At 61.4% G+C, this 13070-nt stretch carries 14 protein-coding genes; 11 read left to right on the forward strand and 3 right to left on the reverse strand.

Annotated features, from left to right (window positions below; genetic code table 11):
* Nucleotides 1-154: 154 nt before the first annotated feature.
* Together MESS2_RS01185 and MESS2_RS01190 are read right to left on the reverse strand one after the other, a co-directional pair.
* Nucleotides 155-673: an A24 family peptidase gene (locus MESS2_RS01185; RefSeq protein ID WP_008872197.1), complete on the reverse strand. Its 519-nt coding sequence runs from the start codon at nt 671-673 to the stop codon at nt 155-157.
* 153 nt (nt 674-826) lie between these two features.
* Nucleotides 827-1000: a Flp family type IVb pilin gene (locus MESS2_RS01190; RefSeq protein ID WP_008872198.1), complete on the reverse strand. Its 174-nt coding sequence runs from the start codon at nt 998-1000 to the stop codon at nt 827-829.
* 357 nt (nt 1001-1357) lie between these two features.
* Between MESS2_RS01190 and MESS2_RS01195 the strand changes: the two genes are divergently transcribed.
* From MESS2_RS01195 to MESS2_RS01205, 3 genes are all read left to right on the forward strand, one after another.
* Nucleotides 1358-1780 (forward strand): pilus assembly protein N-terminal domain-containing protein, encoded by a 423-nt coding sequence (locus MESS2_RS01195; protein ID WP_008872199.1) that lies wholly within the window; start codon nt 1358-1360, stop codon nt 1778-1780.
* Nucleotides 1781-1906: 126 nt separating this feature from the next.
* Nucleotides 1907-2509 (forward strand): TadE/TadG family type IV pilus assembly protein, encoded by a 603-nt coding sequence (locus MESS2_RS01200; RefSeq protein ID WP_008872200.1) that lies wholly within the window; start codon nt 1907-1909, stop codon nt 2507-2509.
* Between the two features lie 34 nt (nt 2510-2543).
* Entirely contained in the window at nt 2544-3164 is a 621-nt protein-coding gene (locus tag MESS2_RS01205) for a TadE/TadG family type IV pilus assembly protein (protein ID WP_008872201.1), read from the forward strand.
* 13 nt (nt 3165-3177) lie between these two features.
* Here MESS2_RS01205 and MESS2_RS01210 read toward each other — a convergent pair whose 3' ends face one another.
* Nucleotides 3178-4107 (reverse strand): phosphate/phosphite/phosphonate ABC transporter substrate-binding protein, encoded by a 930-nt coding sequence (locus tag MESS2_RS01210; RefSeq protein WP_008872202.1) that lies wholly within the window; start codon nt 4105-4107, stop codon nt 3178-3180.
* Between the two features lie 155 nt (nt 4108-4262).
* On the opposite strand from MESS2_RS01210, the gene MESS2_RS01215 reads away from it, so the two are divergent.
* The 8 genes from MESS2_RS01215 (at nt 4263) to recF (ending at nt 13057) form a co-directional block, all read left to right on the forward strand.
* Nucleotides 4263-5501, forward strand: coding sequence for a phosphopentomutase (locus MESS2_RS01215; RefSeq protein WP_008872203.1), 1239 nt, complete (start codon nt 4263-4265; stop codon nt 5499-5501).
* Nucleotides 5494-6384 (forward strand): bifunctional DNA-formamidopyrimidine glycosylase/DNA-(apurinic or apyrimidinic site) lyase, encoded by an 891-nt coding sequence (gene mutM / locus MESS2_RS01220; protein ID WP_008872204.1) that lies wholly within the window; start codon nt 5494-5496, stop codon nt 6382-6384. The genes MESS2_RS01215 and mutM overlap by 8 nt, the downstream gene beginning before the upstream one ends.
* A 154-nt stretch (nt 6385-6538) precedes the next feature.
* Nucleotides 6539-7312, forward strand: coding sequence for an enoyl-CoA hydratase (locus tag MESS2_RS01225; protein WP_008872205.1), 774 nt, complete (start codon nt 6539-6541; stop codon nt 7310-7312).
* Between the two features lie 160 nt (nt 7313-7472).
* Nucleotides 7473-7739 (forward strand): 30S ribosomal protein S20, encoded by a 267-nt coding sequence (gene rpsT, locus MESS2_RS01230; protein ID WP_008872206.1) that lies wholly within the window; start codon nt 7473-7475, stop codon nt 7737-7739.
* Between the two features lie 537 nt (nt 7740-8276).
* On the forward strand, nt 8277-8561 hold the full coding sequence (locus MESS2_RS01235; RefSeq protein WP_008872207.1) for a hypothetical protein: 285 nt from the start codon (nt 8277-8279) through the stop codon (nt 8559-8561).
* A gap of 27 nt (nt 8562-8588) precedes the next feature.
* Nucleotides 8589-10133 (forward strand): chromosomal replication initiator protein DnaA, encoded by a 1545-nt coding sequence (gene dnaA, locus MESS2_RS01240; protein ID WP_008872208.1) that lies wholly within the window; start codon nt 8589-8591, stop codon nt 10131-10133.
* 456 nt (nt 10134-10589) lie between these two features.
* Complete coding sequence (gene dnaN / locus MESS2_RS01250; RefSeq protein ID WP_008872211.1) at nt 10590-11708, forward strand: DNA polymerase III subunit beta; 1119 nt, start codon at nt 10590-10592, stop codon at nt 11706-11708.
* A 203-nt stretch (nt 11709-11911) separates the two neighbouring features.
* Nucleotides 11912-13057, forward strand: a complete 1146-nt coding sequence (recF, locus tag MESS2_RS01255) for a DNA replication/repair protein RecF (RefSeq protein WP_008872212.1) — start codon at nt 11912-11914, stop codon at nt 13055-13057.
* The last annotated feature ends 13 nt before the right edge of the window (nt 13058-13070 follow it).

Consider the following 13070-nt stretch of genomic DNA (forward strand, 5'->3'; position numbering starts at 1 on the left):
CGGACCTTGCAGCGGCAATCGTCAAAACAAGGTTAATATAATGCTTACGATCGTGATTAATTTAACGTTTACACAAATTGGACGGATCGAGCCCGGGCACACAAAAAGGGGCTAAGCCGCCTGCTCAAAATCCGATGCTGGAGTGAGGCGAGGATCAGGTTGTCAGTCTTGCGAGGGCCCAAGCCATCAGCGGCGAATCCGGAAAGGTGAGCAGCCCGCCAATGCCAAGTGCGATCCCATAGGGCACGCCGGTCGCGTCGTCGGCGAAGTGGCGCAAAAATGGGTTGTGGCTCGTAACGGCCGCGAGCGGCGATTTCCGATAGACGAGGATGGCAAGCGTCAGCAGGCCGCCGATGACTGTCGAGGTCACGAGATATTCGACGAGATGGATGTTCAACCCCATCCAGATGGCGGTGGCGGCCAGCAGCTTGGCGTCGCCGCCGCCCATGCCACCGAGCGCAAACAGACCGAACGTCACGGCGAGAACGAGGCCGCCGGCGGCGAAATGCCAGCCATAGGTTGCCCAGTCCATGCCCGTCAGCGGCGCGACCAAAGCGAAGACAACCACAAGCAGCACAGGCACGCGATTGGCGATCGTCATCGACAGCATGTCGGAAATCGCGGCGAAAAGCATGCAGAACGGAAAAACGACGAAGATCAGGGCTTCAAGCATCGGCGCGGGCCTATGGTCAACTGTACCTGGCCCAGCCTAGATATGTTCGATTAACGATTGATGAGGCCGTGAGCTAAAAAACGGACCGGTACGACGAAAAAGGGCCGCCAGTGGGGCGGCCCTTTCCGGAAAACGACCAGATGTCGTGATCTGTTACGAAGCGTCGTCGACCTTCTTGGCGATCTCGTTGAACTTGGTGTTCAAGGCAGTGCCCAGCTGGCCAGCGCCGACCATGATGGCAAGCGCGATGAGGGCGGCGATCAGACCATATTCGATAGCGGTCGCGCCGGATTCGTCCTTCACAAAACGTGCAATGAGATTAGACATCGAGAACTCCTACTCCACGTGTTACAGCAATTCCGTCAACTTCTCTTGGCGGCTGATCGGATGCTGCCAATCTATGGAGAAGCTCTTTCGATCGGCTTAATAAACAGCCTTACCGATTCCTTTCCCGCTTCAAGGGCATTGTGTGGTTAACCATCGGCTAAAGTAACGCCAAGAGCCTGAGACGCGGATCAACGGCCCTAAAAGACCGGGTTCCGGGATTAGAGCTCGGGGGGGCCGGCCGCGCAAGCCGATCACAAGGTTCTCCCGTCACCCTTCGGGAGTTCCCATTCGCTTAACCGTTGGTTCACCAATCTCCTTCATATTCCGTTGAACAGTTTGACGCCGGGGAGCGCTTCAATGATCGGGCCGAAATCGTCATTTTCGATTGCCGCGTTTCTGGCCGCCACGGCCTTTGTCGTGCCGGCCAAGGCCGGCGCCGGCATCGAGGTCACGATGAACCAGGCCAAGATCGTCAAATTGTCACGCCCCGCGGACACCGTCGTCGTCGGCAATCCGGCGATCGCCGACGCGTCCGTGCAGGACGCCTCGACGATCGTGCTGACGGGCAAGGGCTTCGGCGTCACCAACCTCGTCGTCCTCGATCAGGAGGGCAGCCCGATCGTCGACGAGCAGATCACCGTCGTGCGGCAAGCCGCTGCGTCGGTACGCATCTATCGGCGTGCCGAGGTGCAGACTATGTCCTGCGCGCCCTATTGCGAAAGCTCGTACAAGAGCGAAGCGGAGAAGACCTCCGAAGCCGAGATGAACGCCAGCCGGTAGGCGATCGGACTGTTCTCTTCTTCATTATTTCGATTTCGCCGAAATGCCGCCGCGGTTATCGGCCGGTTAAAATCCTTCCGAAGAATTTATCGGCCATCCAAACTGGACCTCAATGGATTTCCGCTAATGATCCTGCCGACACCGCGTCAGGATCGGCAGGAACAGGGTATGGGCAAAGCAGGACGAACAGGCTTTTTCGGGCGCTTCGCCCAGGACCGGCGCGGCAGCACGGCGCTGGAATTCGCGATGCTTGCCCTTCCGTTCGCCCTCCTTGTCTTCGCCATCCTGGAGAGCTGCATTTCATTTGCCGCGCAAGAGGTGATGGCAAATGCCGCCGACGACGTCGCCCGTCAGCTGCGGACCGGCCAGATAAGAAAGGCCAATGTGACCGACGCCTCGATAAAGCAGATGATCTGCGGCCGGCTGGAGGTCATGGTGGCCAAGAACTGCCCGGGCTTGCTGGTGGACCTGCGCGAATTCCAGAGCTTTGCCGACGCGGCCACCGCAGGCTTCAAGATCACAACGGCCGGCGACATTGAGCTGACGGGCACGAGCCCCACGACCTTTACGGTGGCTCCGGGGCTGGCTGAATCAAAAAATATGCTGCGGGTCTTCTACAAATGGCCTGTCATGACCGATTTCATGGCGAAGTCGATGGCCAATCTGAAAGACGGCAACACCCTGCATTTCGCATCGGTCACCTGGCAGAACGAGCCGTTCGACAACTGAAGCTTCACCGATGCAGTGGGAAAAGGACAGGGGCATGGTTCGTGCGGGGGCACTTGTGGGAATCGCCGGGATCTATTCGAGAGCAAACCGGTTCTGCCGCGATCGCCGCGGCGTCGCGGCCATCGAGTTTGCCTTGATCGTGCCTGTCCTGCTGGTCATGTATTTCGTGACCATGGAAGCGTCGCAGGCAATCGAGACCAGCAAAAAGGTCAGCCGCATCGGCAGCATGGTGGCCGATCTCGTCACCCAGCAGCAGTCCGTCAAGACCGCCGATCTCGATGCGATCATGCAGATCGGCAACTCCACCCTTCGGCCCTATAACCGCTCGACCCCCAAAATCATCATCACCGCAATCCAGGTCACCGACGAGACGACGCCAAAGGTGCAAGTCGCCTGGTCGCGCAAGATGGTCAATGGCGCCTTCAGTGCCGATGCCGCGAAGAACTCCATCACCACGATCCCGGATACGCTCAAGATCAAGGGCACTTTCCTCGTTCGGGTCGAAAGCAATCTCTCTTACCAGCCGATCATCACCTGGTCGGCGGACAGCGAAAATCGGCTTGGGTTGAGCACCGCCTTCGCTAACATCTCCATGGGTGAAACCTACTATCTCAGGGCACGCAGGAGCCCGACGATCCCCTGCGGCGACTGCTGAAACGATTTGGCCGCTATCTATCGTTGATGGTCGCGATGCCTGACACCCAGCGCACGACGGCCGCGGCCATCGCGTAATCCTGCGGACGGGCAACGGTGAACCCGCCGGAATGTTTCGTTTCCAGAAGATCGTAGATGTCCGGCGACATCGATCCGAGGTTGGTGAGGAACACGGTGAGCCGCCGCTTGGCCTCGGGGTCGAGATCGCTGCGCACCGCATGGGGCCTATACCGCAGCAACCCGGACCTCCACACGACCTGAAGTGCCGTCTTCGAAAGTCCTGCCGCTTCCAGCCTGGCCACGGTGCCGCCCGCAATATCCGGCTGGCCGTCGGCTGCCGACGGCATCCAGCCGAACAGCGCATCGGCCTCGCCGTCGACCAGCATTGCTTCAGCCGCCGCGGCCGAACTGGCGTGCGTCAGAAACGGCGCGTCCTCGGCGACCTTGACGCCTTCGGCGGCCAATCCGGCAAGCGGCAAGAGCGAGCCGCCGACGCTGTCCGACGGCGCCATGACGATGCTGTGCGCTTCCATCGCCGCCAGACCGGGGACCTTGCCGTCCCGCGTCAGCAGAACCGATCGGATGCCGATTCCGCCGTCGGAATCGACCGGCGCCACGAGAGGTTCGATGCAGCCGCAGCGTTCGGACGCGGTGGCGTAGGCGGTCGCCGAATAGACCGCATATTCGATGCGGGCATCGGCCTGTGCCTCGATCAACGCCGCATAATCGCGGGCAACGACGAACTCCACCTTCATGCCAAGCGCCTTGGTGTAGGCGTCCGTCAGCAGCGCCAGACCCGGAACGGTGTTGCCGGCGCCGGGTTCTGCGACGATGCCGATGCGGAACGTACCGATGTCGTCCCGCCAATCGGCGCGCGCCGGGCCGAGCCAGGACGCGCCAAGCAACGCCAGGATGGCAGCGGAGGCCTTCAAGGCATGTTTCATGCGTTCCCCTCGCCGGTTTCATCGAGCCATGCCATTTCGGCAATCGCTGTGCCTCACTATCGCGCCATGCCGTTGCCGTTTGGTTTCCGAATTGCCAATGGCAGCGCGGCCCCCTATGTCTGGGCCAACAGACAGAGAATAATGAATTCCCGACAATGGCGCGCGCCTTCCTTTTCGTTCTCGATTCCTTCGGCATCGGCGGCGCAGCCGACGCCGAGCGCTATGGCGACGCCGGCGCCAATACATTCGGCCACATCGCCATGGCCTGCGCCGAAGGCCGCGGGGATCGCGCGGGCTTGCGCAAAGGACCGCTCGCCGTACCCAACATGTTCTCGCTCGGGCTTGCCCGTGCGGCCGAGACCGCGACAGGGCTGAAACTCGGCAACGGCGAGTTGCCGCAGGCGGCAGCCTTTCATGGGGCGGCGCAGGAAGTCTCCAGCGGCAAGGACACGCCGTCGGGCCACTGGGAAATCGCCGCCCTGCCGGTTCGCTTCGACTGGGGCTATTTCCCGGACACGGTTCCTGCCTTTCCAGCCGAACTGACCGAAGCAATCATCCGGGAAGGAAAGGTGCCGGGCATTCTCGGCAATTGCCACGCCCCGGGCACCGAGATCATCGAGCGGTTCGGCGAGGAGCACATCCGCACCGGCAAGCCGATCTGCTACACCTCCGTCGATTCGGTGCTGCAGATCGCCGCCCATGAAACTCACTTCGGCCTGCAGCGGCTCTACGAATTCTGCAAGGTGGTGCGCAGGCTGGTCGATCCGCTGAACATCGGCCGCGTCATCGCACGGCCCTTCATCGGGGAAAACGCGGGCGGCTTCGAACGGACGCACAACCGCCGCGACTACGCCGTGCCGCCGCCGGAACCGACCTTGCTCGACAGGCTGACGGCGCGCGGCAGCCAAGTCATCGCTGTCGGCAAGATCGGCGACATCTTCGCCCATCGCGGCATCTCGGAGGTGCGCAAGGCTGCCGGCAATATGGCGATGTTCGACCAGGCACTGGGCGCGATGGACGACGCGGGCGACGGCGATCTCGTCTTTGCCAATTTCGTCGATTTCGACACCGAGTTCGGCCATCGCCGCGACGTCGCCGGCTATGCGGCGGCACTCGAGGCCTTCGACCGACGCCTGCCCGAAGCACTGGCCAAATTGAAGCAGGGCGACCTGCTCATCCTCACGGCGGACCACGGCAACGATCCGACCTGGCGCGGCACCGACCACACGCGCGAATGCATTCCGGTGATCGGCACCGGACCGGGGTTGAAGGGCGGCGATATCGGGCCGCGAGCAACCTTCGCCGACATCGGTGAAACCGTCGCCGAGCATCTCGGGCTGGCGCGCGGCCGTCACGGCACCTCCTTCCATGCAACGATAGGCGCCCATGCCTGAGCTGCCGGAAGTCGAAACGGTGCGGCGTGGCCTGCAGCCGGTGCTGGAAGGCGCACGCATCGCCCGCGTCGAGGCGCGCCGGCCAGACCTCAGATTTCCGTTTCCGGAAAGATTTTCGGAGCGGCTGACCGGCAAGACGATCACGGCGCTCGGCCGCCGGGCCAAATACCTGACGATGCATCTGGACGGCGGTCCGGTGCTGATCTGCCATCTCGGCATGTCGGGTTCGTTCCGCATCGAAACGGCCGACAGCAGCGACCTGCCGGGCGTGTTCTATCACGAGCGCTCGAAAAGTGCCGCGCACGATCATGTCGTGTTCGATGTCGTCTCGCCGGAAGGCGGCCGATCGCGCGTGATCTTCAACGACCCGCGCCGCTTCGGTTTCATGCTGTTTTCGGAAGGGGCGCCCGACACGCATCCGATGCTGACCGGGCTCGGCGTCGAGCCGACAGGCAATGCGCTGGACGGCGCGCTGCTCGCCTCGCTGCTCAAAGGTCGCAGATCACCGTTGAAGGCGGCACTGCTCGACCAGCGGCTGATCGCGGGATTGGGCAATATATATGTGTCGGAAGCGCTGTGGCGCGCCGGCCTGTCGCCGCTGCGCGAGGCGGGCACCGTCGCCAAGGCCGGGAAGAAGGCTGGCGAGCAGGCTGAACGCCTCGCCGCGGCGATCCGTTCGGTTATCGCCGATGCAATCGCCGCCGGCGGATCGTCGCTGCGCGACTATATGCAGACCGATGGCTCACTGGGTTATTTCCAGCATTCGTTCGCGGTTTACGATCGGGAAGGCGAACCCTGCTCCAAGCCTGGTTGCGGCGGCCATATCGAGCGCATCGTGCAAAGCGGGCGCTCGACCTTCTATTGCCGGACCTGCCAGGGGTAAGCTAATGCATGTCGCGCAAAAGTGTGCAGCGGTTTTGCGATAACGACATGCATAAAAACAAGAACCTAAAGCGCGTCGCATGAGGCCGGTCGAACGCGACGCGCTTTAGGACCGATCGACATTCATCGATTGCCTGGAACGAGGAGGCGAAGCCATGGCCTATGAAACCATCATTGTGGAAACGCGCGGCAAGGTCGGGCTAATCACGCTGAACCGGCCGAAGGCGCTCAACGCGCTGAACTCCGAGGTTCTGAAGGAGGTGGTGGCGGCCGTGAACGGGTTCGGCGCGAACCCCGATATCGGCGCCATGGTCATCACCGGTTCCGAGAAGGCTTTTGCCGCTGGCGCCGACATCAAGGAAATGCAGGCGATCTCCTTTGTCGACGCCTATGTGCAGGACTTCTTCGTCGGTTGGGAAGAATTCGCCCGGACGCGAAAGCCCATCATCGCGGCGGTCGCCGGCTATGCGCTCGGCGGCGGCTGCGAACTGGCGATGATGTGCGATTTCATCATCGCCGCCGACAACGCCAAGTTCGGACAGCCCGAAATCACCCTTGGCGTCATGCCGGGCATGGGCGGATCGCAGCGCCTGACCCGCTTCGTCGGCAAGTCGAAGGCCATGGACATGTGTCTGACCGGACGGATGATGGATGCGGCGGAGGCCGAGCGTTGCGGCCTGGTGTCGCGCGTCGTGCCTGCCGGCGAGTTGCTCGAGGAGGCGCTGATGGCGGCAGCCAAGATCGCGGATTTTTCGTTGCCGTCGGTGATGATGGCCAAGGAGGCCGTCAACCGGGCCTATGAAACGACACTGGCCGAAGGGCTGCGGTTCGAACGGCGCCTGTTTCACTCCCTCTTTGCGCTCGACGACCAGAAGGAAGGCATGGCGGCCTTTGCCGAAAAGCGGAAGCCGAATTTCACCAACCGCTAGGGCCTCGGCAGTACCGGCCAAAAAGAGGGCGAAGCGGCGTTGACGCGCCGGAAAAGCTGAACTATAAGCCGCTCCAACCGAGGCGGCCGCGTGGCTGCCCGTTTGTTTTTTGCGCCCTGCGGCATCCCGCGTGCGCCCACCAGATCAGAAGAGAGGCATCATGGCCAACACCTCCTCGGCCAAAAAGGCAACGCGCAAGATCGCCCGCCGCGCGGCGATCAACAAGAACCGCCGCTCGCGCGTGCGGACCTATGTCCGTCAGGTCGAAGAGGCGCTCGCCTCGGGCGACAAGGCCGCCGCGCAGGCCGCCTTCAAAATAGCGGAGCCGGAACTGATGCGCGCCGCGACCAAGGGCGTGGTGCACAAGAACACGGCATCCCGCAAGGTATCGCGACTCGCCCAGCGGCTTAAAGTGCTGTCGGCGTAATATACCTTTCCTGAACTGGTCTTCTTCAAGCCCGGCCGATCGCGCCGGGTTTTTTCGTTTGCCGGCAAGTACTTAAAAAAGAAAGCCCGCCAACGACACTGTGAATGGATTTCAAAGTCCCGAATGCTTTGCCGGCATATACATGTCCGCTGATATTCGAAGTCCCCGAAAAGGCCTACCTATAAAATATAGGCTATCATAAATTATCTATTATTTTCAAATAGTTACAGACGGTCGTCCACAGCTTGTTCACATCGGGCGCGGGGGATCGTGGACAATTGGCTGTCAAGAAAATTATTTCAGAAAATTTCGCGCGGTGCGGCCTTTTTCATATTCGCCGGAAAAGGGTTTGAATCACAATGGCTTTGTCAAAATGTGCCGTTGCAGCAAAGCGTGCCAACCCGCCTCCGCTAACCAGATTCCTTAAAAATCCGTTAGTCGTGGCCTTGCCCTATCCACAACGATTTCGTTAATGTCTCTCTATCGAGAGGGACGGGCCATTGGCCCTTAAACCCAGCCTGAATCGGCCAGCTGAAAATGGCGGAATTCATGACGTGGATCATTTCCGCGCACGGGTTTGGTTTGTCTTTCGATGCGGTAGGGGACTGGCGTAACTGTACATGGCAGGTCAACGACGCGCCGGCGTTTTCGCCGGGTGGGGTTGCTTTGCCCTGGCATAACCAAAGCGGGCTGGCTCTCAGAGGTCGGCGCCGGTCCTTTGACAACGAGGCGACATTCATTGCCGGCGGCGGCGATGATGTCGCAGCGAAGACACGGTCGCCGGAAACATGGATGCAGGAGGCGTATCCCCGGCGGAAATAAAGGTACAAAAGGACAAGGAACTCTATCATGCAGAGCGGCATCGAAAGGGAGCTTACGGGCGACCTCCCATTTCCTAGAACCTTGATCGGAGGGGACGACATGTCGGCTTCCAACGACGCGGAACAAAAGTTCGACCGGGTGAAGGCCCAGTTGAAGGCGCGTCTGGGAACCGAGGTCTATTCGAGCTGGTTCGGACGCATGAAGGTCGCCGAGGCCTCCCGGGGCATTGTCCGCATCTCCGTTCCCACCGCCTTCCTGCGCTCATGGATCAACGGCCATTATCTCGACCTCATTGCCGAGTTGTGGAAACACGAAGATCCCGAAATCCTCAAGATCGAGATCGTCGTGCGCAACGCTACCCGTCCGGGTCGCAATGGCGTCGAGCCTGAAGCGGCCCCGGCGCGCAAGATGACAAGGCAGGCGCAGACGGCGCTGGCCGCGGGAACGGCAGGTCCAGGCAGGGTGGAGCGTACACCGGCACCTCGCCCGGGAATGCCTGCAGAGACCGAGTTCAGGCACAATGTACTCGGTTCGCCACTGGACCCGCGCTACACGTTCGGCTCGTTCATCGAGGGACCGTCGAACCGGGTGGCCTTCGCGGCCGCCAAAGCAGTGGCGGAATCGCAATCGAGCGCGGTGCGCTTCAATCCGCTCTTTCTCCATGCGACGGTCGGCCTCGGCAAGACGCACCTTTTGCAGGCGATCGCGGCGGAATCGTTGAAGCAGAATCCGAAATCGCGCGTCGTCTATCTCACAGCCGAATATTTCATGTGGCGATTCGCCACCGCGATCCGCGACAACAATGCGCTGACGCTGAAGGAACAGTTGCGCGACATCGATCTCCTCATCATCGATGACATGCAGTTCCTGCAGGGGAAATCGATCCAGCACGAATTCTGCCATCTTATCAATATGTTGCTTGACAGCGCCAAACAGGTGGTGGTTGCCGCGGACCGGCCGCCGTCGGAGCTGGAATCGCTGGAGCCCCGCGTCCGCTCGCGCCTCAATGGCGGCGTCGCGCTCGAAATGTCGGCGCCGGATTTCACCATGCGCATCGGCATGCTCAAGCTGCGTCTTGCCACCGCCAAGGCTGATGATACGTCGCTCGACATTTCCGAGGAGATCCTCAACCATGTCGCCCGCACGGTGACCGGCAGCGGCCGCGAACTCGAAGGCGCGTTCAACCAGCTTCTGTTCCGCCAGTCCTTCGAACCGCAGATCACCATCGACCGCATCGATGAGATTCTTGGCCACATCTATCGTTCGGGCGAACCCAAGCGTGTGCGCATCGAGGACATCCAGCGCATCGTGGCTCGCCACTACAATGTGTCGAAGACCGAACTCTTGTCCAATCGACGTACGCGCACCATCGTCAAGCCACGCCAAGTCGCCATGTATCTGTCGAAAGTGATGACGCCACGCTCCTTGCCGGAGATCGGCCGGCGTTTCGGCGGCCGCGATCACACGACGGTGCTGCATGCCGTGCGCAAGATCGAGGATCTCTCGGGCGTCGACAACACACTGGCGCAGGAGCTTGAATTGCTGAGAAGGCTGATCAACGATCAAGCCTGATCGGCCCGAAAAATGAAAGCGCGTCGCGTGGATGGTTCATGCGACGCGCTGGAAATCTCTGTTCTTACGCATGTCGCCGTCGCAAAACCGCTCCACACTTTTGCGCGACATGCATTTGTTTTTATGCATGTCGTTGTCGCAAAACCGCTCCACACTTTTGCGCGACATGCATTTGTTTTTATGCATGTCGTTGTCGCAAAACCGCTCCACACTTTTGCGCGACATGCATTTGTTTTATGCATGTCGCCGTCGCAAAACCGCTCCACACTTTTGCGCGACATGCATTGGCAGGCTTTATCCCCAGAAAGCCGGCGTAACCGGCACGAACCGGTGGCGCGGGCTTGCGTTTGCGGGGTTTTTCCTGTCAGTTTGTGCAGATTCTGAGCCTGTTCAGACCTTTCGAGGGGCGCCGCTTGCCGGAGACCCGTTCATTCATTCAAGCGAGCCTGTTTCGTCATGCGTGTTATCCTGGAACGGTCAAATCTCCTGAAGTCGCTCAATCACGTTCATCGCGTGGTCGAACGGCGCAACACCATACCGATCCTGTCGAACGTGCTGTTGAGCGCCGAAGGCGCCACTCTCGAAATGAAGGCGACCGACCTCGATCTGGAGGTGACCGAAGCCACGCCCGCCAAGGTCGAGCGCGGCGGGGCAACGACGGTTCCAGCGCACCTGCTCTACGACATCGTGCGCAAGCTGGCAGACGGGGCGGAGGTCATGCTGAAGACCGACGAGGACGGCAACGCCATGACGGTGACCTCTGGCCGCTCGAGCTTCCGTCTCCAATGCCTGCCGCAGTCCGACTTCCCGGAGCTTTCGGCCGGATCGTTCTCGCATATCTTCCGGCTGGATTCGGTTGCGCTGAGGGGGCTGATCGAGAAGACCCAGTTCGCCATCTCGACCGAAGAGACCCGCTACTATCTGAACGGCATCTATCTGCACACGCATGAGGCCGGCGGCAAGCTGAAGCTGCGTTCGGTCGCCACCGACGGCCATCGTCTGGCGCGCGCCGAGATCGATGCGCCGGCAGGGTCCGAAGGCATGCCGGGCATCATCATTCCGCGCAAAACGGTCAGCGAGTTGCAAAAGCTGGTCGACGACCCCGATGTCGCCGTCACCACCGAATTGTCCGACACCAAGATCCGCTTCACGATCGGCAGCGTGGTTTTGACGTCGAAGCTGATCGACGGCACCTTCCCTGACTATCAGCGGGTCATTCCGACAGGCAACGACAAGAAGCTGATCATCGATCGCCAGGCTTTCGCCGCCGCCGTCGACCGCGTCTCGACCATTTCTTCCGAACGCGGCCGAGCCGTGAAGCTTTCGATCGCCGAGGGCCAGGTCACGCTAGCAGTCAACAATCCGGATTCGGGCAGTGCCACCGAGGAGCTGTCCGCGGACTATTCATCCGACCCGATCGAGATCGGTTTCAACGCCAAATATCTGCTCGACGTCGCTGCCCAGCTGACCGGCACGGAGGCGAAATTCATGCTGGCGGACGCCGGTTCGCCGACGCTGATCCACGACATGGCCGACGAAACCGCACTCTATGTGCTGATGCCGATGCGGGTGTAGCCGCGCGGCGTCGCCGATCAGGCTGCGCCACGACGACAATGATTGCGGCAACTTCTAAAGCGCGTCGCGTTCGACCGGCTTCATGCGACGCGCTTTAGATAGATTCTTGTTTTGTGCATGTCGTTATCGCAAAACCGCTGCACACCCTCGGGTCAAGCCCGTGGGCATGCTTTTGCGCAACATGCATTACAGGCGGATAGCGGTTGCCGGAACAAACCTACATAAGTAAGCTTAGACTTACTAATTTCCGCAACTATGCCGCGCTGTCGATCGAACTTGCGTCCGGGGCCGTGGTTTTTTCCGGCGACAACGGCGCCGGCAAGACCAATCTCCTGGAAGCGATTTCGCTGCTGACGCCGGGGCGTGGCCTGCGCCGCGCGCCTTACGCCGATGTCGCGCGCGAAGGCGGCGACAGCGGCTTCGCGCTGCATGCCCGGCTCGATGGACCGGATGGCCCGGTCGAGATCGGCACCGGGATTTCAGGCGGCGACAACGCCGGCGATGGCGGCCGGCGGGTGCGGATCAACGGCGCGGCGGCGCGCTCGGCCGACGACATGCTCGAATGGCTGCGCGTCGTCTGGCTGACGCCGGCGATGGATGGTCTTTTCCCAGGCCCGGCCGCCGACCGGCGGCGCTTTCTCGACCGGCTGGTGCTGGCGATCGATCCCGGTCATGGCGCGCGCGCGCTCGACTATGAAAAGGCGATGCGCGGCCGTAACCGGCTGCTTACGGAAAATTCCCGCGACGGCGCCTGGTTCGATGCGATCGAGACGCAGATGGCCGAAACCGGCGTGGCGATTGCCGCGGCGCGCGCCGAATTGGTGCGCCTGCTGGCCGCCATGATCGACAGGCTGCCGGGGGACAGTCCGTTTCCGCAAGCCGATATCGGCCTGTTCGGCGAACTGGAAGGCGAGGTCGCCAACTCGCCAGCTGTCGATGTCGAGGAACGGTTTCGCCGTGCCCTTGCCGAAGGCCGCGATCGCGACCGCGCCGCCGGGCGCACGCTCGACGGTCCGCACCGTTCGGATCTCGTGGTGCGGCACCGGCCAAAGGCGATGCCGGCCGAACTCTGCTCGACCGGCGAACAGAAGGCACTGCTGGTCGGCATCGTGCTGTCGCATGCAAGGCTGACCGGCGAGATGTCCGGAATGACGCCGATCCTGCTGCTCGACGAGATTGCAGCCCATCTTGACAGCGGCCGGCGCGCCGCGCTGTTCTCGATCCTGGAAGAGCTGAACTGCCAGGCCTTCATGACGGGAACCGACGCGGCGCTGTTTTCCAGCCTCAAGGGACGGGCACAGTTCCTGACGGTCGACCACGGCACGGTTGGGCCAACCGAAGACGCCTGACAAGTTTTTTGCA

It is taken from the genome of Mesorhizobium metallidurans STM 2683 (assembly GCF_000350085.1).
Lineage (GTDB): Bacteria > Pseudomonadota > Alphaproteobacteria > Rhizobiales > Rhizobiaceae > Mesorhizobium > Mesorhizobium metallidurans.

What these genes read in the sequence shown, in the direction of transcription:
- MESS2_RS01185 (WP_008872197.1), bottom strand. Translation starts at nt 673, where the DNA reads ATGCTTGAAGCCCTGATCTTCGTCGTTTTTCCGTTCTGCATGCTTTTC.
- MESS2_RS01190 (WP_008872198.1), bottom strand. Translation starts at nt 1,000, where the DNA reads ATGTCTAATCTCATTGCACGTTTTGTGAAGGACGAATCCGGCGCGACC.
- MESS2_RS01195 (WP_008872199.1), top strand. Translation starts at nt 1,358, where the DNA reads ATGATCGGGCCGAAATCGTCATTTTCGATTGCCGCGTTTCTGGCCGCC.
- MESS2_RS01200 (WP_008872200.1), top strand. Translation starts at nt 1,907, where the DNA reads ATGATCCTGCCGACACCGCGTCAGGATCGGCAGGAACAGGGTATGGGC.
- MESS2_RS01205 (WP_008872201.1), top strand. Translation starts at nt 2,544, where the DNA reads ATGGTTCGTGCGGGGGCACTTGTGGGAATCGCCGGGATCTATTCGAGA.
- MESS2_RS01210 (WP_008872202.1), bottom strand. Translation starts at nt 4,107, where the DNA reads ATGAAACATGCCTTGAAGGCCTCCGCTGCCATCCTGGCGTTGCTTGGC.
- MESS2_RS01215 (WP_008872203.1), top strand. Translation starts at nt 4,263, where the DNA reads ATGGCGCGCGCCTTCCTTTTCGTTCTCGATTCCTTCGGCATCGGCGGC.
- mutM (WP_008872204.1), top strand. Translation starts at nt 5,494, where the DNA reads ATGCCTGAGCTGCCGGAAGTCGAAACGGTGCGGCGTGGCCTGCAGCCG.
- MESS2_RS01225 (WP_008872205.1), top strand. Translation starts at nt 6,539, where the DNA reads ATGGCCTATGAAACCATCATTGTGGAAACGCGCGGCAAGGTCGGGCTA.
- rpsT (WP_008872206.1), top strand. Translation starts at nt 7,473, where the DNA reads ATGGCCAACACCTCCTCGGCCAAAAAGGCAACGCGCAAGATCGCCCGC.
- MESS2_RS01235 (WP_008872207.1), top strand. Translation starts at nt 8,277, where the DNA reads ATGGCGGAATTCATGACGTGGATCATTTCCGCGCACGGGTTTGGTTTG.
- dnaA (WP_008872208.1), top strand. Translation starts at nt 8,589, where the DNA reads ATGCAGAGCGGCATCGAAAGGGAGCTTACGGGCGACCTCCCATTTCCT.
- dnaN (WP_008872211.1), top strand. Translation starts at nt 10,590, where the DNA reads ATGCGTGTTATCCTGGAACGGTCAAATCTCCTGAAGTCGCTCAATCAC.